This window comes from Streptomyces venezuelae (assembly GCF_008642375.1).
In the GTDB taxonomy this organism is placed as follows: Bacteria; Actinomycetota; Actinomycetes; order Streptomycetales; family Streptomycetaceae; genus Streptomyces; species Streptomyces venezuelae_G.
On record NZ_CP029194.1, the window covers coordinates 6,419,008 to 6,440,987 of the forward strand.

Annotated in this window: 17 protein-coding genes; 16 read left to right on the plus strand and 1 reads right to left on the minus strand. The window is 71.4% G+C overall.

Features of this window, described 5'->3' with window-relative positions:
• Nucleotides 1–224 precede the first annotated feature (224 nt).
• From rsmH to DEJ46_RS29455, 16 genes are all read left to right on the plus strand, one after another.
• On the plus strand, nt 225–1,181 hold the full coding sequence (rsmH, locus tag DEJ46_RS29380) for a 16S rRNA (cytosine(1402)-N(4))-methyltransferase RsmH (RefSeq protein ID WP_150271157.1): 957 nt from the start codon (nt 225–227) through the stop codon (nt 1,179–1,181).
• Nucleotides 1,178–1,798 carry an FtsB family cell division protein gene (locus DEJ46_RS29385; RefSeq protein WP_150271159.1) on the plus strand — a complete coding sequence of 207 codons (621 nt, stop codon included), beginning with the start codon at nt 1,178–1,180 and terminating at the stop codon, nt 1,796–1,798. Before rsmH ends, DEJ46_RS29385 begins: the two co-directional genes overlap by 4 nt.
• A 7-nt stretch (nt 1,799–1,805) precedes the next feature.
• Nucleotides 1,806–3,800: a peptidoglycan D,D-transpeptidase FtsI family protein gene (locus DEJ46_RS29390; protein ID WP_150271161.1), complete on the plus strand. Its 1,995-nt coding sequence runs from the start codon at nt 1,806–1,808 to the stop codon at nt 3,798–3,800.
• 16 nt (nt 3,801–3,816) lie between these two features.
• Nucleotides 3,817–5,517 (plus strand): UDP-N-acetylmuramoyl-L-alanyl-D-glutamate--2,6-diaminopimelate ligase, encoded by a 1,701-nt coding sequence (locus DEJ46_RS29395; protein WP_150271162.1) that lies wholly within the window; start codon nt 3,817–3,819, stop codon nt 5,515–5,517.
• A 4-nt stretch (nt 5,518–5,521) separates the two neighbouring features.
• On the plus strand, nt 5,522–6,976 hold the full coding sequence (locus DEJ46_RS29400; protein WP_150271164.1) for a UDP-N-acetylmuramoyl-tripeptide--D-alanyl-D-alanine ligase: 1,455 nt from the start codon (nt 5,522–5,524) through the stop codon (nt 6,974–6,976).
• Nucleotides 6,973–8,043 carry a phospho-N-acetylmuramoyl-pentapeptide-transferase gene (gene mraY, locus DEJ46_RS29405; RefSeq protein WP_150271166.1) on the plus strand — a complete coding sequence of 357 codons (1,071 nt, stop codon included), beginning with the start codon at nt 6,973–6,975 and terminating at the stop codon, nt 8,041–8,043. The genes DEJ46_RS29400 and mraY overlap by 4 nt, the downstream gene beginning before the upstream one ends.
• Nucleotides 8,025–9,470: a UDP-N-acetylmuramoyl-L-alanine--D-glutamate ligase gene (murD, locus tag DEJ46_RS29410; RefSeq protein WP_150271168.1), complete on the plus strand. Its 1,446-nt coding sequence runs from the start codon at nt 8,025–8,027 to the stop codon at nt 9,468–9,470. Before mraY ends, murD begins: the two co-directional genes overlap by 19 nt.
• A 55-nt stretch (nt 9,471–9,525) precedes the next feature.
• A complete protein-coding gene (gene ftsW / locus DEJ46_RS29415) occupies nt 9,526–10,866 on the plus strand; it encodes a putative lipid II flippase FtsW (protein WP_150271169.1) in 1,341 nt (446 codons plus the stop codon).
• Nucleotides 10,867–10,872: 6 nt separating this feature from the next.
• Nucleotides 10,873–11,967 carry an undecaprenyldiphospho-muramoylpentapeptide beta-N-acetylglucosaminyltransferase gene (murG, locus tag DEJ46_RS29420; RefSeq protein ID WP_150271171.1) on the plus strand — a complete coding sequence of 365 codons (1,095 nt, stop codon included), beginning with the start codon at nt 10,873–10,875 and terminating at the stop codon, nt 11,965–11,967.
• A 20-nt stretch (nt 11,968–11,987) separates the two neighbouring features.
• Nucleotides 11,988–12,785 (plus strand): cell division protein FtsQ/DivIB, encoded by a 798-nt coding sequence (locus tag DEJ46_RS29425; RefSeq protein ID WP_150271173.1) that lies wholly within the window; start codon nt 11,988–11,990, stop codon nt 12,783–12,785.
• A gap of 281 nt (nt 12,786–13,066) precedes the next feature.
• A complete protein-coding gene (ftsZ, locus tag DEJ46_RS29430; RefSeq protein ID WP_150271175.1) occupies nt 13,067–14,281 on the plus strand; it encodes a cell division protein FtsZ in 1,215 nt (404 codons plus the stop codon).
• Nucleotides 14,278–15,018 (plus strand): peptidoglycan editing factor PgeF, encoded by a 741-nt coding sequence (gene pgeF, locus DEJ46_RS29435; RefSeq protein WP_150271177.1) that lies wholly within the window; start codon nt 14,278–14,280, stop codon nt 15,016–15,018. Before ftsZ ends, pgeF begins: the two co-directional genes overlap by 4 nt.
• On the plus strand, nt 15,015–15,734 hold the full coding sequence (locus DEJ46_RS29440; protein ID WP_150271179.1) for a YggS family pyridoxal phosphate-dependent enzyme: 720 nt from the start codon (nt 15,015–15,017) through the stop codon (nt 15,732–15,734). The genes pgeF and DEJ46_RS29440 overlap by 4 nt, the downstream gene beginning before the upstream one ends.
• A gap of 139 nt (nt 15,735–15,873) precedes the next feature.
• On the plus strand, nt 15,874–16,491 hold the full coding sequence (locus tag DEJ46_RS29445; RefSeq protein ID WP_150271181.1) for a cell division protein SepF: 618 nt from the start codon (nt 15,874–15,876) through the stop codon (nt 16,489–16,491).
• Between the two features lie 77 nt (nt 16,492–16,568).
• Complete coding sequence (locus tag DEJ46_RS29450) at nt 16,569–16,859, plus strand: YggT family protein (protein WP_055644055.1); 291 nt, start codon at nt 16,569–16,571, stop codon at nt 16,857–16,859.
• Between the two features lie 61 nt (nt 16,860–16,920).
• Nucleotides 16,921–18,024, plus strand: coding sequence for a DivIVA domain-containing protein (locus DEJ46_RS29455; RefSeq protein ID WP_150271183.1), 1,104 nt, complete (start codon nt 16,921–16,923; stop codon nt 18,022–18,024).
• 499 nt (nt 18,025–18,523) lie between these two features.
• On the opposite strand, the gene ileS is transcribed toward DEJ46_RS29455, so the two are convergent.
• Nucleotides 18,524–21,667, minus strand: a complete 3,144-nt coding sequence (gene ileS, locus DEJ46_RS29460; RefSeq protein WP_150271185.1) for an isoleucine--tRNA ligase — start codon at nt 21,665–21,667, stop codon at nt 18,524–18,526.
• Nucleotides 21,668–21,980 lie beyond the last annotated feature (313 nt).

Sequence of the window (21,980 nt, forward strand, 5' to 3'; positions counted from 1 at the left end):
CGAGCCCGCCACCGGACCCGGGCGACGCGCCAGCCGGTTGATTGACCGGCGGGTCACGTGGACTAAAGTGACGCGAAGTTCACGGAGACATCGAGCGATTTCCGCGGTTTCTCCCCCGTGTGCGCGGCGGTACCCACGACTCGGCCTGCTCCCGCTCGCGCGGCGGCCGGCGCGGGGCGAGAGCCCGGCGGTACGTCCCACCGCGCCGGATCTGAGAGGGCGCATTGAGCAACGACCGCCACGTCCCGGTGATGCTCCAGCGGTGCCTGGACATGCTGGCCCCCGCACTGGAGCGCCCCGGCGCGGTCGTCGTCGACTGCACCCTGGGCCTCGGCGGCCACAGCGAGGCCCTGCTCCAGCGCTTCCCCGAGGTGCGGCTCGTCGCCCTCGACCGCGACAAGGAGGCGCTGCGCCTCTCCGGCGAGCGCCTCGCCCCCTACGGGGAGCGCGCCACACTCGTCCACGCCGTGTACGACGAGCTGCCCGAGGTCCTCGACCGGCTCGGCATCCCCAAGGTGGACGGCGTCCTCTTCGACCTGGGCGTCTCCTCCATGCAGCTGGACGAGGCCGACCGTGGCTTCGCCTACGCGCAGGACGCCCCGCTCGACATGCGCATGGACCAGACGACCGGCATCAGCGCGGCCGAGGTCCTCAACACCTACCCGGCCGGCGAGCTGGTCCGCATCCTGCGCGCGTACGGCGAGGAGAAGCAGGCCAAGCGGATCGTCTCCGCCATCGTGCGCGAGCGCGAGAAGGAGCCGTTCACCAACAGCGCCCGGCTCGTCGAACTCATCCGTGACGCCCTGCCCCAGGCGGCCAAGCGCACCGGCGGCAACCCCGCCAAGCGGACCTTCCAGGCCCTGCGCATCGAGGTCAACCGCGAACTCGAGAGCGTCGAGAGGGCGATCCCGGCGGCCGTGAAGGCCCTCGCCGTCGGCGGCCGGGTCGCCGTCCTCTCGTACCAGTCGCTGGAGGACCGCATCGTCAAGCAGGTCTTCGCCGCCGGCGCCGCGACCACCGCGCCGCCCGGACTCCCCGTGGTCCCGGAGAAGTACCAGCCGCGCCTCCAGCTGCTCACCCGGGGCGCCGAGCTCCCCACCGAGGAAGAGGTCGCCGAGAACCGGCGCGCCGCGCCCGCCCGGCTCCGCGGCGCGCAGCGCATCCGGGAGGACGTGCTGTGAGCACGGCGAAGGGGCCCCTCAAAGGGCGGGCCGCGCGGCTCGGACGGCTCATGCCGTCGGGGCCCAGCTCGGCCGCCCGGACCCCCTTCGTCCTGCTCGTCTTCGTGCTCCTCGGCGGCGGGCTCATCGCCCTGCTCCTGCTGAACTCGGCCCTCAACCAGGGCTCCTTCAAACTGCGCGAGCTCAAGGACAGGACCACCGAGCTCACCGACGAGGAGCAGGCGCTCCAGCGGGACGTGGACGACTACGCGGCCCCCGACGCCCTGGAGCGGCGGGCCCGCGAGCTCGGCATGGTCCCCGGCGGCAGCCCTGCCTTCCTCGGCCCGGACGGCAAGGTGCTCGGCGAGCCCTCGGTCGCGGTCGCCCCGAAGCCGACCCCGACCCCGAGCGCGAAGCCGACGCCGCCCGCCACCACGGCGTCCCCGAAGCCACCGCCGACCACCGGCAGCCAGAACACCGCCGGCGCCGCCACCGCGAGCACCGGCACAGCTCAGGGCGCGAGCACCGGCACCGGCCAGGCCCAGACGCCGCCGGTGGCAACAGGGCAGGAGCCCTCCGGCCCCGACCCCGCACGGACAGAGCCCGCAGCAGCAACCCGACCCCCCTCCGGCAGGTGACCGCGCAGTGCCCTCCAAGGAGCCACCCCGCCGCCGCGTCCCCGGACCCGCCCGGCCCGCCCGCCCCCGGCCCGCCTCCGCCGGAGCGCGCCCCTCGCGTCCCGCCGCCTCGCGCCCCGCGCCGCGCCCGGCCGCGAAGCGCCCCGGCCCCCGCCCCCCGGCCCGGCAGCCCCGCACCATCCGGCTCGGCAGCCCCCGGCCCCGGCTCCGGCTGATCTCCCTCGGCCTGACCCTCGTCATGCTGGTCTTCGTGGTCCGGCTGCTCCAGGTCCAGGCCGTCGACGCCAGCGCGTACGCGGCCAAGGCCGACAAGTACCGCTTCCAGGACCACACGCTCTCCGCCGAGCGGGGCGAGATCACCGACCGCAACGGCATCGCGCTCGCCGCCAGCGTCGACGCGTACGACATCACCGCCGACCCCAAGCTCTTCACGCCCGAGGAGTCCAAGGTCCCCGACGCGCCCGAGCAGGCCGCGGCCCTCCTCGCCCCGATCCTGGGCAAGGAGCCCGCCGAGCTCGCGAAGAAGCTCCGTACCCCCAAGTCCCGCTACACCCTGCTCGCGCGCAAGCAGACCCCGCAGGTCTGGAACCAGATCAAGGACCTCAGGAAGGTCTACGGGGAGAAGGCCCGCGCCGCCGGCGGCACCGGCGTCAATCTGCTCGGCGGCATCCTCAGCGAGCCCAGCACCAAGCGCGTGTACCCGAACGGCGAGCTCGCCGCCGGGATACTGGGCTACGTCAACGCCGAGGGCAAGGGCGCAGGCGGCGTCGAGTCCATGCTCGACCCGGAGCTCGCCGGCAAGGACGGCAAGGTCCGCTTCACCGAGTCCGGCGGCCGCCAGGTGCCCACCGCGGGCTCCCAGGGCACCCCCGCCGTCCCCGGCTCCGACATCGAGCTCACGATCGACCGGGACATCCAGTGGGCCGCCCAGCAGGCCATCACCGAGCAGGTGAAGAAGTCCAAGGCCGACCGCGGGTACGTCGTCGTGCAGAACACGAGGACGGGCGAGGTCCTCGCCATGGCCAACGCCCCCGGCTTCGACCCCAACGACCTCTCCGCCGCCAACGCCGCCTCCATGGGCAACGCCGCCCTCCAGGACGCCTACGAGCCCGGCTCCACCAGCAAGGTCATGTCCATGGCCGCCGTCCTGGAGGAGGGCAAGGCGACCCCCCAGACCCACGTCACGGTCCCCAACCGGCTCCACCGCGGCGACCGGCTCTTCAAGGACGACGTCGACCACAAGACCTGGTACCTGACCCTCAACGGCGTCCTCGCCAAGTCCAGCAACATCGGCACCATCCTCGCCACCGGCCAGCTGGGCGCCACCCAGCCCGAGTCCAACCGGGTCCTCCACTCCTACCTGCGCAAGTTCGGCATCGGCAGCCCCACCGGCCTCGGCTTCCCGGGGGAGACCCCGGGCATCCTCGCCAAGCCCGAGGACTGGTCCACCTCGCAGCAGTACACGATCCCCTTCGGCCAGGGCCTCTCCGTGAACGCCATGCAGGCCGCCTCCGTGTACTCGACCATCGCCAACAAGGGCGTACGCGTCGAACCGAGCCTCGTCCGCGGCACCAAGGGCCCCGACGGCCGCTTCACCCCGGCCCCCGCGCCCAAGGAGTCCCGGGTCGTCAGCGAGAAGACGGCCGACACCCTCGCCAAGATGCTGGAGTCCGTCGTCGACGACCGGGAGGGCACCGGCACCAGGGCCGCGATCCCCGGCTACCGGGTCGCGGGCAAGACCGGCACCGCCAACCGGGTCGACCCCGAGCTCGGCCGCTACAAGGGGTACACCGCCTCCTTCGCGGGCTTCGCGCCCGCCGACGACCCGCAGGTCACCGTCTACTGCGCGATCCAGAACCCCACCAAGGGCAGCTACTTCGGCGGCCAGATCTGCGGCCCCATCTACAAGAAGGTCATGGAGTTCGCCCTCAAGACCCTCCACGTCGCCCCCACGGGCGCCGAGCCCGCCCGCCTGCCGGTCGACTTCGACCCCACCCCGTGACACTCCGGGAGCACCAGTGACAACGATCACCCCCCATTCCGGGAACCGGAAATCGAACTCCGGCGACGCCCCGGGCTCTTTTGGCCCCGCACAGGGTGGGCCCGGTACGCTCACCGCCGTGCCACACGCTGATCAGTACCGAACCACCCCGCCCCGGCCGGAGCAGGCCCGCCCGACACCCCTGGGCGACCTGGCCGCACAGCTGGGCGCCGACATCCTCGGCGCAGGCCCCGGCCCCGTGGACATCACGGGCATCACGCACGACTCCCGGGCCGTACGCCCCGGGGACGTGTACGCGGCCCTGCCGGGCGCCCGCCTGCACGGCGCCGACTTCGTCGCCCAGGCCGCCGGGCTCGGAGCCGCAGCGGTCCTCACCGACCCGACGGGCGCCGAGCGCGCCGCCGCGACCGGCCTGCCGGTCCTCGTCGTCGAGAACCCGCGCGGCCGGATGGGCGAGCTCGCCGCCGAGATCTACGGGCGGCCGGGCGCCGACCTCCTCCAGATCGGCATCACCGGCACCTCCGGCAAGACCACCACGGCCTACCTCGTCGAAGGCGGCCTGCGCGGCGCCGGGCGGAGCACCGGCCTCGTCGGCACCGTCGAGATGCGCATCGGCGACGAGCGCATCAAGTCGGAGCGGACCACCCCCGAGGCCACCGACCTCCAGGCCCTCTTCGCCGTCATGCGCGAGCGGGGCGTCGAGGCGGTCGCCATGGAGGTCTCCAGCCACGCCCTCGTGCTCGGCCGGGTCGACGGCTGCGTCTTCGACGTCGCCGTCTTCAACAACCTCAGCCCGGAGCACATGGAGTTCCACTCCGACATGGACGACTACTACCGGGCGAAGGCCGGGCTCTTCACGCCCGAGCGCAGCCGCCTCGGCGTGGTCAACATCGACGACGCCTACGGCCGCCGGCTCGCCGGGGAGGCGACCGTCCCGATCGTCACCTTCTCCGCCGAGGGCCGCGCCGACGCCGACTGGCGCGCCGAGGACCTCGTCCTCGGCTCCCACGACTCGACGTTCACCGCCGTCGGCCCCGAGGGGGAGCGGATTTCGGCCACGGCCCCGCTGCCCGGCCCGTTCAACGTCGCCAACACCCTCGCCGCGATCGCCACCCTGGCCACCGCGGGCATCGACGCGAAGAGCGCCGCCGAGGGCGTCGCCGCCGTCCCCGGCGTCCCGGGCCGCCTGGAGCGGGTCGACGCCGGCCAGCCGTACCTCGCGGTCGTCGACTACGCCCACAAGACGGACGCCGTCGAATCGGTCCTGCGCTCCCTGCGCGAGGTCACCGAGGGCAAGCTGCACGTGGTCATCGGCTGCGGCGGAGACCGGGACACCACCAAGCGCGGCCCGATGGGCGCCGCCACGGCCCGGCTCGCCGACACCGCCGTCCTGACCTCCGACAACCCCCGCTCCGAGGATCCCCTCGTGATCCTCTCCGCCATGCTCGCGGGCGCCGCCGAGGTCCCCGCGGAGGAGCGCGGCGAGGTCCTCGTCCTCGCCGACCGCGCCGCCGCCGTGGCCGCCGCCGTGGCCCGCGCACAGCCGGGCGACACCGTCCTGGTCGCGGGCAAGGGCCACGAGCAGGGCCAGGAGATCGCCGGGGTCGTACGTCCCTTCGACGACCGCGAGGTCCTGCGCGCGGCGATCCTCGAACAGCACGGCCGGGCCGCCCTGGGCGGCAAGGACACAGACAGCCACCAGAACAGTCAGGGATGAAGCAGTGATCGCCCTCTCCCTCGCCGAGATCGCCGAAATCGTCGGCGGGCAGACGCACGACATACCGGATCCGGCCGCCCGGGCGACCGGGCCCGTCGTCATCGACTCCCGCGAGGTGCGGCCCGGCAGCCTCTTCGTCGCCTTCGCCGGCGAGCACGTCGACGGCCACGACTACGCGGAGCGCGCCGTGCAGGCGGGAGCGGCGGCCGTACTCGCCGCCCGGCCCGTCGGCGTCCCCGCGATCGTCGTGGACGACGTCCAGGCCGCGCTGGGGGCCCTCGCCCGCGCGGTCGTGCAGCGGCTCGGCACCGATGTCGTCGCTCTCACCGGCTCCGCCGGCAAGACCTCCACGAAGGACCTGATCGCCCAGGTCCTCGACCGGCACGCGCCCACCGTGTGGACGCCCGGCTCCCTCAACAACGAGATCGGCCTGCCGCTCACCGCGCTGAAGGCCACCGACGAGACCCGGCACCTGGTCCTGGAGATGGGCGCCCGCGGCATCGGGCACATCCGCTACCTCACCGGCCTCACCCCACCCCGTATCGGCCTCGTCCTGAACGTGGGCACCGCCCACATCGGCGAGTTCGGCGGCCGGGAGCAGATCGCCGAGGCCAAGGGCGAGCTCGTCGAGTGCCTGCCGTCCGCCGAGGAGGGCGGTGTCGCGGTCCTCAACGCCGACGATCCGCTCGTCCGCGCCATGGAAAGCCGCACCAAGGCCCGCGTGATCCTCTTCGGCGAAGCGGACGAAGCGGCCGTACGGGCCGAGAACGTCCTCCTCACAGAGAGCGGACAGCCTTCTTTCAGGCTTCACACACCCACCGGGTGCAGCGACGTGACCTTGCGCCTGTACGGTGAGCACCACGTGTCGAACGCGCTCGCCGCGGCCGCCGTCGCGCACGAGCTGGGCATGCCTGTCGAAGAGATCGCCACCGCGCTCTCCGAGGCCGGCACCCTGTCGCGCTGGCGCATGGAGGTCACCGAGCGTCCGGACGGCGTGACGATCGTCAACGACGCCTACAACGCGAATCCCGAGTCCATGCGAGCCGCCCTGCGCGCGCTCGCGTCCATGGGCCGGGCCGCACAGGCCCGAGGGGCTCGTACGTGGGCGGTGCTCGGCAAGATGGCCGAGCTCGGTGACGCATCGCTCGTCGAGCACGACGCGGTCGGACGGCTCGCCGTCCGGCTCAACGTCAGCAAGCTCGTCGCGGTCGGGGACAGGGAAGCGTCCTGGCTGCAACTGGGCGCATATAACGAGGGTTCGTGGGGTGAGGAGTCGGTGCACGTGTCCGACGCGCAGGCGGCTGTCGACCTGTTGCGCAGTGAGCTGCGCCCGGGGGACGTCGTCCTTGTGAAGGCTTCCAGGTCGGTCGGTCTCGAACGGGTCGCGCTGGCCCTCCTCGACACAGCCGAGGGTAGGGGCATCCCCGCCGAAGGTAGGGGAAAGGTTGCCGGACGATGAGGCAGATCCTCTTCGCGGGGGCCATCGGGCTCTTCCTGACCCTGATCGGCACCCCGCTGCTCATCAAGCTCCTCGCCCGCAAGGGGTACGGGCAGTTCATCCGGGACGACGGCCCGCGCGGCCACGCCGGGAAGAAGGGCACGCCCACCATGGGCGGTATCTCCTTCATCCTGGCCACGCTCATCGCGTACGCCCTGGCCAAGGTCATCACCGGTGAGGACCCGACGTACTCGGGCGTCCTGGTGCTGTTCCTCATGGCCGGCATGGGCCTGGTCGGCTTCCTCGACGACTACATCAAGATCGTCAAGCAGCGTTCGCTGGGCCTGCGGGCCAAGGCGAAGATGGCCGGCCAGCTGATCGTCGGCATCGCCTTCGCGGTGCTCGCCCTCCAGTTCTCCGACTCGCGCGGTCTCACCCCGGCGTCCGAGAAGCTCTCGTTCATCACGGACTTCGGCTGGACCATCGGCCCGGTGCTCTTCGTGATCTGGGCGCTCTTCATGATTCTCGCCATGTCCAACGGCGTGAACCTGACGGACGGTCTGGACGGCCTGGCCACCGGTGCCTCGGTGATGGTCTTCGGCGCGTACACCTTCATCGGGCTCTGGCAGTTCCAGGAGTCCTGTGCGAACGCCATGACCCTGACCAACCCCAACGCCTGCTTCGAGGTGCGCGACCCTCTGGACCTCGCGGTCGTCGCCTCCGCGCTGATGGGTGCCTGCTTCGGCTTCCTGTGGTGGAACACCTCGCCGGCCAAGATCTTCATGGGTGACACCGGCTCGCTGGCCCTCGGCGGCGCCCTCGCCGGTCTCGCCATCTGCTCCCGTACGGAGCTCCTGCTGGCCCTGCTCGGCGGCCTGTTCGTGCTGATCACGATGTCCGTGGTCATCCAGGTCGGCTCGTTCAAGATGACCGGCAAGCGCGTCTTCCGGATGGCACCCCTCCAGCACCACTTCGAACTCAAGGGGTGGTCCGAGGTCCTGGTCGTCGTCCGGTTCTGGATCATCCAGGGCATGTGCGTGATCGTGGGCCTGGGCCTCTTCTACGCGGGATGGGCAGCAGAGAAGTGACAGAACAGCTCGACTGGAACGGCAAGAAGGTCACCGTCGCGGGGCTCGGGGTGTCCGGCATCCCGGCCGCCCGAGTCCTGCACGGCCTCGGCGCGCTCGTGACCGTCGTCAACGACGGCGACGACGAGCGCTCCCGGGCCCAGGCGGCCGACCTGGAGGCGGAGGGCATCACCGTCCGCCTCGGCGACGGGGCCACCCTGCCGTCCGGCACCGAGCTGATCGTCACCACCCCCGGCTGGCAGCCCGACAAGCCGCTCTTCACGGCCGCCGCCGAGGCGGGCGTGGAGATCTGGGGCGACGTCGAGCTGGCCTGGCGCCTCCGCGGCCCCGGGGCGGCCCCGTGGCTCGCGGTCACCGGCACCAACGGCAAGACCACGACCGTGCGGATGCTCGCCTCGATCCTGGAGGCGGCCGGTCTGCGCACCGCCGCCGTCGGCAACATCGGGGTCTCGCTCCTCGACGCCGTCTGCGACGAGACGTACCGCGATCTCGACGTACTCGCCGTCGAGCTCTCCAGCTACCAGCTCCACTGGGCGCCCTCGGTCCGCGCCCACTCGGCCGCCGTGCTCAACCTGGCGCCCGACCACCTCGACTGGCACGGCTCGATGGAGGCGTACGCCGCCGACAAGGGCCGGATCTACGAGGGCAACCAGATCGCCTGCGTCTACAACGTCGCCGACAAGGCCACCGAGGACCTGGTCCGCGAGGCCGACGTCGAGGAGGGCTGCCGTGCCATCGGCTTCACCCTCGGCACCCCCGGCCCGTCCCAACTGGGCGTCGTCGAGGGCATCCTCGTGGACCGGGCCTTCGTCGAGAACCGGCAGAAGAACGCCCAGGAGCTCGCCGAGGTCGCCGACGTCCAGCCCCCCGCCCCGCACAACATCGCCAACGCCCTCGCGGCGGCCGCCCTCGCCCGCGCCTTCGGCGTCGACGCGAAGGCCGTACGGGACGGACTGAAGGCCTTCCGGCCGGACCCGCACCGCATCGAACTGGTCGAGGAGGTCCAGGGAGTCACGTACGTCGACGACTCCAAGGCCACCAACACCCACGCCGCGGAAGCCTCGTTGGCGGCCTACGACCCGATCGTCTGGATCGCCGGCGGCCTCGCCAAGGGCGCCGCCTTCGACGAGCTCGTGCAGAAGTCGGCGAAGCGCTTGCGCGGGGCCGTCCTGATCGGCGCCGACCGCGCGCTGATCCGCGAAGCCCTGGCGCGACACGCCCCGGAGGTACCGGTGGTGGACCTCGACCGGACCGACACTGGGGCGATGTCCGAGGCGGTCAGGGAGGCGGCCCGGCTGGCCCGCCCGGGGGACACGGTGCTCCTCGCCCCGGCCTGCGCCTCGATGGACATGTTCACCAACTACAACAAGCGGGGCGAGGCCTTCGCGGACGCGGTCCGCGCCCTCGCCGCCACCGGGGACGCCTGACCTGACCAGTGGGAGGGTCCGGCCGGACCGGGCACGACTGGAGGGGGCAGCGACCATGCCGAGCAAGATCGCCGGGACACGCCGTCCTTCCGCCGTACGCGGCGGAGGGCGGTCACCGGCGACCCCGCGGCGGCCCCGTGGCGGGGGCGTACGGCGGCTGTACGAGCGGGCGCTGAAGGCCTGGGACCGGCCCCTCACCGCGTACTACGTGATCATCGGCGCGGCCCTGCTCATCACCATGCTCGGCCTGGTGATGGTCTTCTCCGCCTCGATGATCACGGCGCTCCGCTACGACCTCGTGCCCTCCTACTTCTTCCGGAAGCAGTTCTTCGCCGCGCTCCTGGGCACCGGACTGCTCCTGGCCGCCTCCCGGATGCCGGTGAAGCTGCACCGGGCACTGGCCTACCCGATCCTGGTCGGCGCCGTCTTCCTGATGGTGCTCGTGCAGATCCCCGGGATAGGGCACTCGGTCAACGGCAACCAGAACTGGATCTCGCTCGGCGGCCCCTTCCAGCTCCAGCCCAGCGAGTTCGGCAAGCTGGCACTGATCCTGTGGGGAGCCGACCTGCTCGCCCGCAAACAGGACATGCGGCTGCTGTCCCAGTGGAAGCACATGCTCGTCCCGCTGGTCCCGGTGGCCTTCATGCTGCTCGGTCTGATCATGCTCGGCGGCGACATGGGCACCTCGATCATCCTCGCCGCGATCCTCTTCGGTCTGCTGTGGACGGCCGGCGCGCCCACCCGGCTCTTCGTCGGAGTGCTCTCCGTCGCCGGCGCGATCGGCGTGCTGCTGATCAAGACGAGTGACAACCGGATGAAGCGCTTCGACTGCATCGGCGCGACCGACCCCGGCGGCGAGGGAGCCCCCTGCCTCCAGGCCGCGCACGGAATCTATGCTCTGGCCTCGGGCGGATGGTTCGGTTCCGGACTTGGTGCCAGTGTGGAGAAATGGGGCCAACTCCCCGAAGCGCACACCGACTTCATCTTCGCGGTCACCGGTGAGGAACTGGGCCTCGCGGGGACGCTGTCGGTACTCGCCCTGTTCGCGGCTCTAGGCTATGCGGGTATCCGCGTGGCCGGACGCACGGAGGACCCCTTCGTGAGGTACGCCGCGGGAGGCGTGGCCACCTGGATCACGGCGCAGGCCGTGATCAACATCGGTGCGGTGCTCGGCTTGCTGCCGATCGCCGGAGTCCCGCTCCCGCTGTTCTCGTACGGGGGGTCGGCCCTGCTGCCGACCATGTTCGCCGTCGGGCTCCTCATCGCCTTCGCGCGACAGGAACCCGCCGCGAAAGCGGCCCTGGCACTGCGCCGCCCCGGCTGGGGCAAGCGGGCCGGGGTGAGATGGAAGTCGATGCGACGGCGCGTCAAGAAGCGCCCGTCCGGAGAGCGGTGAATTTCGGTGCATGTCGTACTCGCCGGCGGGGGGACCGCCGGCCACATCGAGCCCGCGCTGGCCCTCGCGGACGCCCTGCGCAGGCAGGACCCCAGCGTGGGGATCACAGCGCTGGGCACGGAAAAGGGTCTGGAGACCCGGCTCGTGCCCGAGCGGGGCTACGAGTTGGCGCTCATCCCCGCCGTACCGCTGCCCCGTAAGCCCACTCCCGAGCTGATCACCGTCCCCGGACGGCTCCGCGGCACCATCAAGGCCGCCGAGCAGATCCTGGAGCGCACGAAGGCCGACTGCGTCGTCGGCTTCGGCGGCTACGTGGCACTGCCGGGCTACCTCGCGGCCAAGCGGCTCGGCGTGCCGATCGTGGTCCACGAGGCCAACGCCCGGCCCGGCCTGGCCAACAAGATCGGTTCGCGGTACGCGGCCGGGGTCGCCGTCGCCACCCCGGACAGCAAGCTCCGCAACGCCCGCTACATCGGCATCCCGCTGCGGCACACCATCGCGACCCTCGACCGGGCGCGGGTGCGTCCCGAGGCGCGCGCCGCCTTCGGGCTCGACCCGAACCTGCCGACGCTGCTCGTCTCGGGCGGCTCGCAGGGCGCCCGGCGGCTCAACGAGGTCGTCCAGCAGATCGCTCCGGTGCTCCAGCGCTCCGGCATCCAGATCCTGCACGCGGTCGGCCCGAAGAACGAACTGCCGCGCGTCGACAACATGCCCGGTATGCCGCCGTACGTGCCGGTACCGTACGTGGACCGGATGGATCTCGCGTACGCCGCGGCCGACATGATGCTCTGCCGCGCGGGCGCGATGACCGTCGCCGAGCTCTCCGCCGTCGGGCTGCCGGCCGCGTACGTCCCGCTGCCCATCGGCAACGGCGAACAGCGGCTCAACGCCCAGCCGGTGGTCAAGGCGGGCGGTGGACTCCTCGTCGACGACGCGGAGCTGACGCCGCAGTGGGTGCAGGGCAACGTCCTGCCCGTACTGGCCGATCCGCACCGGTTGTACGAGATGTCCCGCGCCGCCGCCGAGTTCGGCCGCCGGGACGCCGACGACCTGCTCGTCGGCATGGTGTACGAGGCGATCGCCGCCCGCCGACAGGCGTAGCGGCGGCGAAGGGCGGAAGCGTGGCAGCCGGATCGACGACCGCCGAGAAGAGCGGCGCGAAGAAGCCGAAGTCGGAGCGGCCGTCCCGCACGGGCACCCGGAATAGTCGATTCCGGGTGCCCGCCCCCCGTGTGCTCCTCGCCGTGCTGGGCGTCGCCCTGCTCACGGCCGGAGTGATCTGGGCGCTCTACGGGTCGTCCTGGTTCCGTGTGGAACGTGTGAAGACTTCCGGCACCGGGGTCCTGACCCCCGGTGAGGTCGAGGCGATCGCCGCCGTCCCGACGGGTGCGCCGCTCGTCTCCGTCGACACCGAGGCGATCGAGGTGCGGCTCCGGCAGGCGCTCCCGCGCATCGAGTCGGTCGACGTCGTGCGGTCCTGGCCGCACGGAATCGGTCTGAAAGTGACGGAACGGAAGCCCGTTCTCCTGCTGGAAAAGGGCACGAAGTTCATCGAAGTGGACGCGACCGGCGTCCGGTTCGCCACGGTCGACACCGCCCCCAAGGGCATCCCCCGGCTCGTCCTCGACGTGGCCTCCTCGCCCAGTCTGCGCCGCTTCGACGCGGACCGGCTGCTGGCGGAGGCGGTCCGCGTCAGGGGTGAACTCCCGGACGAAATCGCCCGGAGGACTCGTGTCGTCCGCGTCACTTCGTACGACTCCGTCACTCTGGAGCTGACCGAGGGGCGAAGCGTCTTCTGGGGGAGCGCCGAGCACGGCCCGGTGAAAGCCAGGGTGCTGACCGCTCTGATGAAGGCCTCGCCCAAAGCGGGGCACTTCGATGTAAGTGCCCCCACGGCGCCCGCGTCGTCCGCCAGTTGACGGGTATCAGCCCTGGCCAGCACCCTGGTTGGCCAGCGCTCCGGGTGATCACATAGGGTGAAAAGAAAAACGGGAGGTTCGGCGTGTTCGTTGAACGTGCGCCGCTTGTCGACTTAGTGTCCTGTTCGGAAGAGTCCAGCGAACAGCGACACTGGTAACCCTAAACTTCAACGTTAGGGTTTGGGTCGGCGTTCCGGACCGCCCCAATCGGCATCCGTCGTCGCAGCGCGACCAACCACCGCGTAGCGGCGACACGTAACTCGAGGCGAGAGGCCTTCGACGTGGCAGCACCGCAGAACTACCTCGCAGTCATCAAGGTCATCGGTGTCGGCGGCGGTGGTGTCAATGCCATCAACCGAATGATCGAGGTCGGCCTCAAGGGCGTCGAGTTCATCGCGATCAACACCGACGCGCAAGCGCTGTTGATGAGCGACGCCGACGTCAAGCTCGACGTCGGCCGTGAACTCACCCGCGGCCTGGGCGCCGGGGCCAACCCGGCCGTCGGTCGCAAGGCGGCAGAGGACCACCGTGAGGAGATCGAGGAGGTCCTCAAGGGGGCCGACATGGTCTTCGTCACCGCCGGCGAAGGCGGCGGCACCGGCACCGGCGGCGCCCCCGTCGTCGCCAACATCGCGCGCTCGCTCGGCGCCCTGACGATCGGTGTGGTCACCCGACCCTTCACCTTCGAGGGCCGGCGTCGCGCCAACCAGGCGGAGGACGGCATCGCCGAGCTCCGCGAAGAGGTCGACACCCTCATCGTCATCCCGAACGACCGACTGCTCTCGATCTCGGACCGCCAGGTCTCCGTGCTCGACGCGTTCAAGTCGGCCGACCAGGTGCTGCTGAGCGGCGTCCAGGGCATCACGGACCTCATCACCACCCCGGGTCTGATCAACCTCGACTTCGCCGACGTCAAGTCGGTCATGTCCGAGGCCGGATCGGCCCTCATGGGCATCGGCTCCGCCCGGGGCGACGACCGCGCGGTGGCCGCCGCGGAGATGGCGATCTCCTCGCCGCTCCTCGAGGCCTCCATCGACGGCGCCCGCGGCGTGCTGCTCTCCATCTCCGGCGGCAGCGACCTCGGTCTCTTCGAGATCAACGAGGCCGCGCAGCTGGTCAGCGAGGCGGCCCACCCCGAGGCCAACATCATCTTCGGCGCCGTCATCGACGACGCGCTCGGTGACGAGGTCCGGGTCACGGTCATCGCGGCCGGCTTCGACGGCGGCCAGCCGCCGGCCCGCCGGGACAACATCATCGGCTCGGTCTCGGCCAAGCGCGAGGAGCCGGCTCCGGCGCCCCGCGTCAGCGAGCCCTCCCGCCCGATGGGCGGACTCGGCACGGTGGCCCCCCGCGAGGAGCCGGTCTCCGTCCCGGTCGAGCCGGTCCCGGTCGTCAACGAGACCCCGCTGACGCCGGCCCCGCCCGTCGTCCCGCCGGCCCGTCCGTACGCGGACTCCCAGGCCGAAGAGCTGGACGTCCCGGACTTCCTGAAGTGATAGGGCAGTACTTCGACGCGAACGGCGCGCACTTCGCCTTCACCGACAGGTGGGGCGGGGTGAGCGCCGTTCCGTACGAGGAGCTCAACCTCGGCGGCGCGGTCGGGGACGACCCCGAGTCCGTACGGACCAACAGGGCGCTGGCCGCCGGCGCCCTCGGGCTCGACCCGGCGCGGGTCGTCTGGATGAACCAGGTGCACGGCGCCGACGTCGCCGAGGTCGAGGGCCCGTGGACCGGCGAGTCCGTCCCGGCGGTCGACGGTCTCGTGACCGCGGCCCGCGGACTCGCCCTCGCCGTCCTCACCGCGGACTGCGTCCCGGTCCTGCTCGCCGATCCCGTCGCCGGGGTCGTGTCCGCGGCCCACGCCGGGCGGCCCGGAATGGTCGCCGGGATCGTCCCCGCCGCCGTGGAGGCCATGATCGGCCTCGGCGCCGACCCGGCCCGGATCGTCGCCCGCACCGGCCCCGCCGTCTGCGGGCGGTGCTACGAGGTGCCGGAGGCGATGCGCGCCGAGGTCGCGGACATCGAGCCCGCCGCCTGGGCCGAGACGAGCTGGGGCACCCCCGCCGTCGACGTCACGGCCGGGGTGCACGCCCAGCTCGAACGGCTCGGGGTCACGGACCGGAAGGCCAGTGACGTCTGCACCCGGGAATCCGGTGACCACTACTCGTACCGCCGCGACCGCAGCACAGGGCGACTCGCGGGATATGTCTGGTTGACCCAGGAAGAGACATGACGGACCGGAAGTCGCAACTCGCCGAGAATCTGGCCCACGTGGAGGAGCGCATCGCCGCTGCCTGCGCCGCCGCCGGGCGTCCGCGGGAGGAGGTGACCCTGATCGTGGTCACCAAGACCTACCCCGCGAGCGATGTACGGCTGCTGCACGGACTGGGCGTGCGGCACGTCGCCGAGAACCGGGACCAGGACGCGGCTCCCAAGGCCGCCGCGTGTGCGGACCTTGATCTGACCTGGCACTTCGTGGGCCAGTTGCAGACCAACAAGGTCCGGTCCGTGGTGGGTTATGCCGATGTGGTGCAGTCGGTCGACCGATTGAAGCTCGTTTCCTCTCTTTCCGCGGCCGCGGAGAAGGAGGGGCGGGAGCTCGGCTGCCTGCTCCAGGTCGCACTCGACGCCGAGTCCGGGGAGCGCGGCGCCCGAGGCGGCGTCTCACCGGAAGGCGTCGAGGAGTTGGCGGCCGCGGTGGACGACGCTCCCGGGTTGCGGCTCGACGGCCTGATGACCGTCGCGCCGCTCTCCGGTCCGTACGCGGGCAGACAGCGCGCCGCCTTCGACCGGTTGATGGATTTGTCGACTGCCCTGCGCGCGACCCGTCCGGCTGCGAACATGGTGTCAGCAGGGATGAGTGCGGACCTCGAGGAGGCCGTCGCTGCCGGGGCGACACACGTACGCGTCGGTACGGCGGTACTCGGCGTCCGCCCGAAGCTCGGGTAACGTCGCGAAGCAAGTCGGACCACAGCAGAAAATATGGTCATTCCGCAGAACGGCGGGGTGGCCTGTGGATCGCGGGCACTTCGTGACGCTGCGACATTGGCCTGTACGGCGATCCACCACAGAGCGGAGGACTCAGAGAATGGCCGGCGCGATGCGCAAGATGGCGGTCTACCTCGGCCTCGTGGAGGACGATGGGTACGACGGCCGGGGCTTCGACCCCGACGACGACTTCGAACCCGAGCTGGAGCCGGAGCCCGAGCGGCGCCACACCCCTCCGCGACAGATCGAGCGCGAGGAACCGGTGCGTGTGGTGCAGCAGCCCCCGGCACCCCGGGAGCCGATCGCTCATTCTGTCCCGGTACTCGCCGAAAGCGGACGTCCGGCCCGAATTGCCCCCGTGGCATCCATCACACCCGAACGCCCGAGCCTGGAGAAGAACGCACCGGTGATCATGCCCAAGGTCGTGTCCGAGCGGGAGCCCTACCGCATCACCACGCTGCACCCCCGGACCTACAACGAGGCCCGTACCATCGGGGAACACTTCCGTGAGGGCACTCCGGTGATCATGAACCTCACGGAGATGGACGACACGGACGCGAAGCGACTTGTCGACTTTGCCGCCGGACTCGTCTTCGGGCTCCATGGCAGCATTGAGCGCGTGACGCAGAAGGTGTTCCTGTTGTCGCCTGCTAACGTCGATGTCACGGCGGAGGACAAGGCCCGGATCGCAGAGGGCGGATTCTTCAACCAGAGCTGAGAACGGAACCGGACGGACCGGCCGCTACGCGGCCGGAAAAGTGAGAGCACGTAAGCCAGGGGAGAGGGAAACGCGGGATGGGCGTCGCACTACAGGTGGTCTACATCGTGCTGATGTGCTTCCTCGTCCTCCTGATCGTCCGGCTGGTCATGGACTACGTCTTCCAGTTCGCACGTTCATGGCAACCCGGTAAGGCGATGGTGGTCGTTCTGGAGGCCACTTACACTGTCACCGATCCACCGCTCAAGCTTCTGCGGCGACTCATCCCGCCGCTGCGTCTCGGGGGCGTGGCACTCGACCTGTCCTTCTTCGTTCTGATGATCATCGTCTACATCCTGATCTCCCTCGTGAGCAGGTTCGCCGGGTGAAGGTGAAAGTGGACGATACGGTCTTGCCGACTGCCGACGACTACGTAGAGGTGAAGAAGAGATGCCGTTGACCCCCGAGGACGTGCGGAACAAGCAGTTCACGACCGTCCGCCTTCGAGAAGGCTATGACGAGGACGAGGTCGATGCCTTCCTCGACGAGGTCGAGGCCGAGCTGACCCGCCTGCTCCGGGAGAACGAGGACCTGCGCGCCAAGCTGGCCGCCGCGACGCGTGCCGCCGCGCAGAACCAGCAGCAGCAGGGGATGCGCAAGCCCCCGGAGCCGCAGGATCGTCCCGTCGGTCCCGGCGCGCCCGTGCCCGCGGCCATATCCGGACCGCCGGTCCAGCAGCAGCCGCCGCAGATGGGCCCGCCGCAGCTGCCTTCCGGTGCCCCGCAGCTTCCCGCCGGCCCCATGCAGGGTGGCCCCATGCAGGGTGGGCCCATGGGCCCCGGCCCGATGCAGGGTGGCCCCATGCAGGGCGGACCGATGGGTCCCGGCCCGATGCAGGGCGGCCCCATGGGTCACCCGCAGCAGCAGCAGATGCAGCAGCAGCCTCCGCAGGCCCCGGGCGGCGACAGCGCCGCGCGTGTCCTCTCGCTGGCCCAGCAGACCGCCGACCAGGCGATCGCCGAGGCCCGCTCCGAGGCCAACAAGATCGTCGGCGAGGCGCGCTCCCGCGCCGAGGGCCTGGAGCGGGACGCCCGCGCCAAGGCGGACGCTCTTGAGCGGGACGCCCAGGAGAAGCACCGCGTCGCGATGGGCTCCCTGGAGTCCGCCCGCGCCACGCTGGAGCGCAAGGTCGAGGACCTGCGCGGCTTCGAGCGCGAGTACCGCACGCGCCTGAAGTCGTACCTGGAGTCGCAGCTGCGTCAGCTGGAGACCCAGGCCGACGACTCGCTGGCCCCGCCGCGGACCCCGGCGACGGCCTCCCTGCCGCCGGCGCCCTCGATGGCCTCGGCCGGCGCGAGCGCCCCGTCCTACGGTGGCAACGGCGGCATGGGCGGTGCGCCGTCCATGGGCGGCGGGCCCTCCTACGGCGGCCAGCAGCAGATGTCCCCGGCGATGACGCAGCCGATGGCTCCGGTCCGGCCGCAGGCTCCCCAGCCGATGCAGCAGGCGCCGGCGCCGATGCGGGGCTTCCTGATCGACGAGGACGACAACTGACGGCGGGCGGTCGCGCGATGAGCGCGTAGCCGTCGGCAGGCTGCAAGGGCCGGGCCCGGGTAACACCGGGCCCGGCCCTTCGCCGTACCCGGACCCGGGCCGGCAGCACGTGGGTGCGGGTGGCCAGGGGGCCGCGCCGAATCGCCTGCGGCGGGCCTTCCCCCACCCCGCCCCTTCCCGAAACCGGGGCTCCGCCCCGGACCCCGACGAAGCACGGGGCTCCGCCCCGGATCCGGAGAGGGATCCGGGTGGCTCCACGCCGGGCCCAGGTGCCTCCCGGGGCCCCGCCCCCAGTGCCCAGAGGGCCCCTTCGCGCCGCAGGCGCCCCGGGCGTGCACCTTCGCGTCGTCCGCGGCCCCGTCCCGCCCCCCACCCGGCCTCCCCGCCGTGACGGCAGCCCCGCTCCCCCCGCCCGCCCCCGGCAGGGTTTCGGGAAGGGGTGGGGTGGGGGAACGGAAAAGGCCCGGCTCCCAGGAGGGGCCGGGCCTTTTCGGGGTGGTTACGCCTTGCGGAGGCGGAACGTCAGGGCGAGGGAGTCGTCCGTGAACGGGGTGCCGTAGGTGGCGTCCGCTTCGCCTTCGGCGTGGTCCGTCGCCAGGACCTCGTCCGCGATGAGCTCGGCGTGGGCCGCCAGCGCCTCCGTCGTTTCCGGGGAGGTGGACGTCCAGCGCAGGGCGATCCGGTCCGCCACGTCCAGGCCGCTGTTCTTGCGGGCCTCCTGGATCAGGCGGATCGCGTCACGGGCGAGGCCGGCGCGACGCAGTTCCGGGGTGATCTCCAGGTCCAGGGCGACCGTCGCGCCCGCGTCCGAGGCCACCGACCAGCCCTCGCGGGGGGTCTCCGTGATGATGATCTCCTCGGGGGTGACGGTGATCTCCTCGCCGTTCACCGAGAGCGTCGCCTCGCCCGAGCGGAGGGCGAGGGACAGCGCCGCGGCGTCCGCCGCCGCGACCGCCTTCGCCACGTCCTGGACGCCCTTGCCGAAGCGCTTGCCCAGGGCCCGGAAGTTGGCCTTCGCCGTCGTGTCGACGAGCGAGCCGCCGACCTCGGAGAGGGAGGCCAGGGAAGAGACGTTCAGCTCCTCCGTGATCTGGGCCTGGAGGGCCGGGGACAGGGCCGCGAAGCCCGTCGCCGCCACCAGGGCCCGGGAGAGCGGCTGGCGGGTCTTCACGCCCGACTCCGCGCGCGTAGCCCGGCCCAGCTCCACCAGGCGGCGGACCAGCAGCATCTGCTCGGAGAGCGTCTTGTCGATCAGGGCGGCGTCCGCCTCCGGCCAGGTGGCGAGGTGGACCGACTCCGGGGCCTCCGGGCTCACCGGCACCACCAGGTCCTGCCAGACCCGCTCCGTGATGAACGGGGTCAGCGGGGCCATCAGGCGCGTGACCGTCTCGATCACGTCGTGGAGGGTGCGCAGGGCCGCCTTGTCGCCCTGCCAGAACCGGCGGCGCGAGCGGCGGACGTACCAGTTGGAGAGGTCGTCGACGAACGCCGAGACCAGCTTGCCGGTGCGCTGGGTGTCGTAGGACTCCATCGCCTCGGTCGTCTCGGCGACCAGCGTGTTCAGCTCGGAGAGCAGCCAGCGGTCGAGGACCGTGCGGTCGGCCGGGGCCGGGTCCGCGGCCGAGGGGGCCCAGCCGGACGTGCGGGCGTACAGCGCCTGGAAGGCCACCGTGTTCCAGTACGTCAGGAGGGTCTTGCGGACGACCTCCTGGATCGTGCCGTGGCCCACCCGGCGCGCCGCCCACGGCGAGCCGCCGGCCGCCATGAACCAGCGGACCGCGTCGGCGCCGTGCTGGTCCATCAGCGGGATCGGCTGCAGGATGTTGCCCAGGTGCTTGGACATCTTCCGGCCGTCCTCGGCGAGGATGTGGCCCAGACAGACCACGTTCTCGTAGGACGACTTGTCGAAGACCAGGGTGCCTACCGCCATCAGCGTGTAGAACCAGCCGCGGGTCTGGTCGATGGCCTCGGAGATGAACTGCGCCGGGTAGCGGGACTCGAAGAGTTCCTTGTTCTGGTACGGGTACCCGTACTGCGCGAACGGCATCGAGCCCGAGTCGTACCAGGCGTCGATGACCTCCGGTACGCGGGTCGAGGTCTTCCCGCAGCCCTCGGACGGGCACGGGAAGGTGACCGCGTCGATGTACGGGCGGTGCGGGTCGAGCTCCGACTGGTCGGTGCCCGTCAGCTCGGTGAGCTCGGCGCGGGAGCCGACGCAGGTGAGGTGGTCGTCCTCGCAGCGCCAGATCGGCAGCGGGGTTCCCCAGTAGCGGTTCCGGGAGAGCGCCCAGTCGACGTTGTTGGTGAGCCAGTCGCCGAAGCGGCCGTGCTTGACCGAGTCCGGGAACCAGTTCGTCCGCTCGTTCTCCGCCAGCATGCGGTCCTTGACCGCCGTCGTGCGGATGTACCAGGACGGCTGCGCGTAGTAGAGCAGGGCCGTGTGGCAGCGCCAGCAGTGCGGGTAGCTGTGCTCGTACGGGATGTGGCGGAAGAGCAGGCCGCGCGCGTCCAGGTCGGCGGTCAGGGCCTCGTCGGCCTTCTTGAAGAAGACGCCGCCGACCAGCGGCACGTCCTCCTCGAAGGTGCCGTCGGGGCGGACCGGGTTCACGACCGGCAGGCCGTACGCCTTGCAGACCTTGAGGTCGTCCTCACCGAAGGCGGGGGACTGGTGGACCAGACCCGTACCGTCCTCGGTCGTGACGTACTCGGCGTTCACCACGTAGTGGGCCGGGGCGTCGAAGGGGACCAGCTCGAACGGGCGCTGGTAGGTCCAGCGCTCCATCTCGGCGCCCGTGAAGGACTCGCCGGTGGTCACCCAGCCCTCGCCGAGCGCCTTCTCCAGCAGCGGCTGCGCGACGACGACCCGCTCGTCGCCGTCGGTGGCGACCACGTAGGTGACCTCGGGGTGGGCGGCGACCGCCGTGTTGGACACCAGGGTCCAGGGGGTCGTCGTCCAGACCAGGAGCGCGGCCTTGCCCGCGAGGGGGCCGGACGTGAGCGGGAAGCGGACGTAGACGGACGGGTCGACGACCGTCTCGTAGCCCTGCGCCAGCTCGTGGTCGGACAGGCCCGTGCCGCAGCGCGGGCACCAGGGGGCGACCCGGTGGTCCTGGACCAGCAGGTCCTTGTCGAAGATCTGCTTCAGCGACCACCAGACCGACTCGATGTACGAGGGGTCCATGGTCCGGTAGGCGTCGTCGAGGTCGACCCAGTAGCCCATGCGGGTCGTCAGCTCGGCGAAGGCGTCGGTGTGGCGGGTCACCGACTCGCGGCACTTGTCGTTGAACTCGGCGATGCCGTACGCCTCGATGTCCTTCTTGCCGGAGAAGCCGAGCTCCTTCTCGACGGCGAGCTCGACCGGCAGGCCGTGGCAGTCCCAGCCGGCCTTGCGGGCCACGTGGTAGCCGCGCATGGTCCGGAAGCGGGGGAAGACGTCCTTGAAGACGCGGGCCTCGATGTGGTGCGCGCCGGGCATGCCGTTCGCGGTGGGCGGGCCCTCGTAGAAGACCCACTCGGGGCGTCCCTCGGACTGCTCGAGGGTCTTCGCGAAGACCTTGTTGTCGCGCCAGAAGTCGAGCACGTCGTGCTCCAGCGCGGGCAGGTCGACCTGGGCGGGCACCTGGCGGTACTGCGGCGGTGTCATCGAGATTCCTCCGGCGGACTGTCGTCGTTCCGTCGGAGGGACGAGAGCGCTGCTCCCGCGGTACCACCCTCCTTGGCTCCGGGCAGGCACGCGCCCTGAGCCCCCTCATTGGGGTCGCGACGCCGGGTCTAGTCACCGCGCTCTCGCACGGCTTTCTTCCGACGGCTCCGGGGTGATGCTTCACATCGGGCTCGCCCCCGGGCTCTCACCGTCCCCGGGTCGCTCATGGCTGCGTACGACGCTACTCGTCCCCATCCAAGCCTTTCGCTGTGCCCAGTGTACGGGCCGCGACGGGGGGTGGCCGACCCTGTTT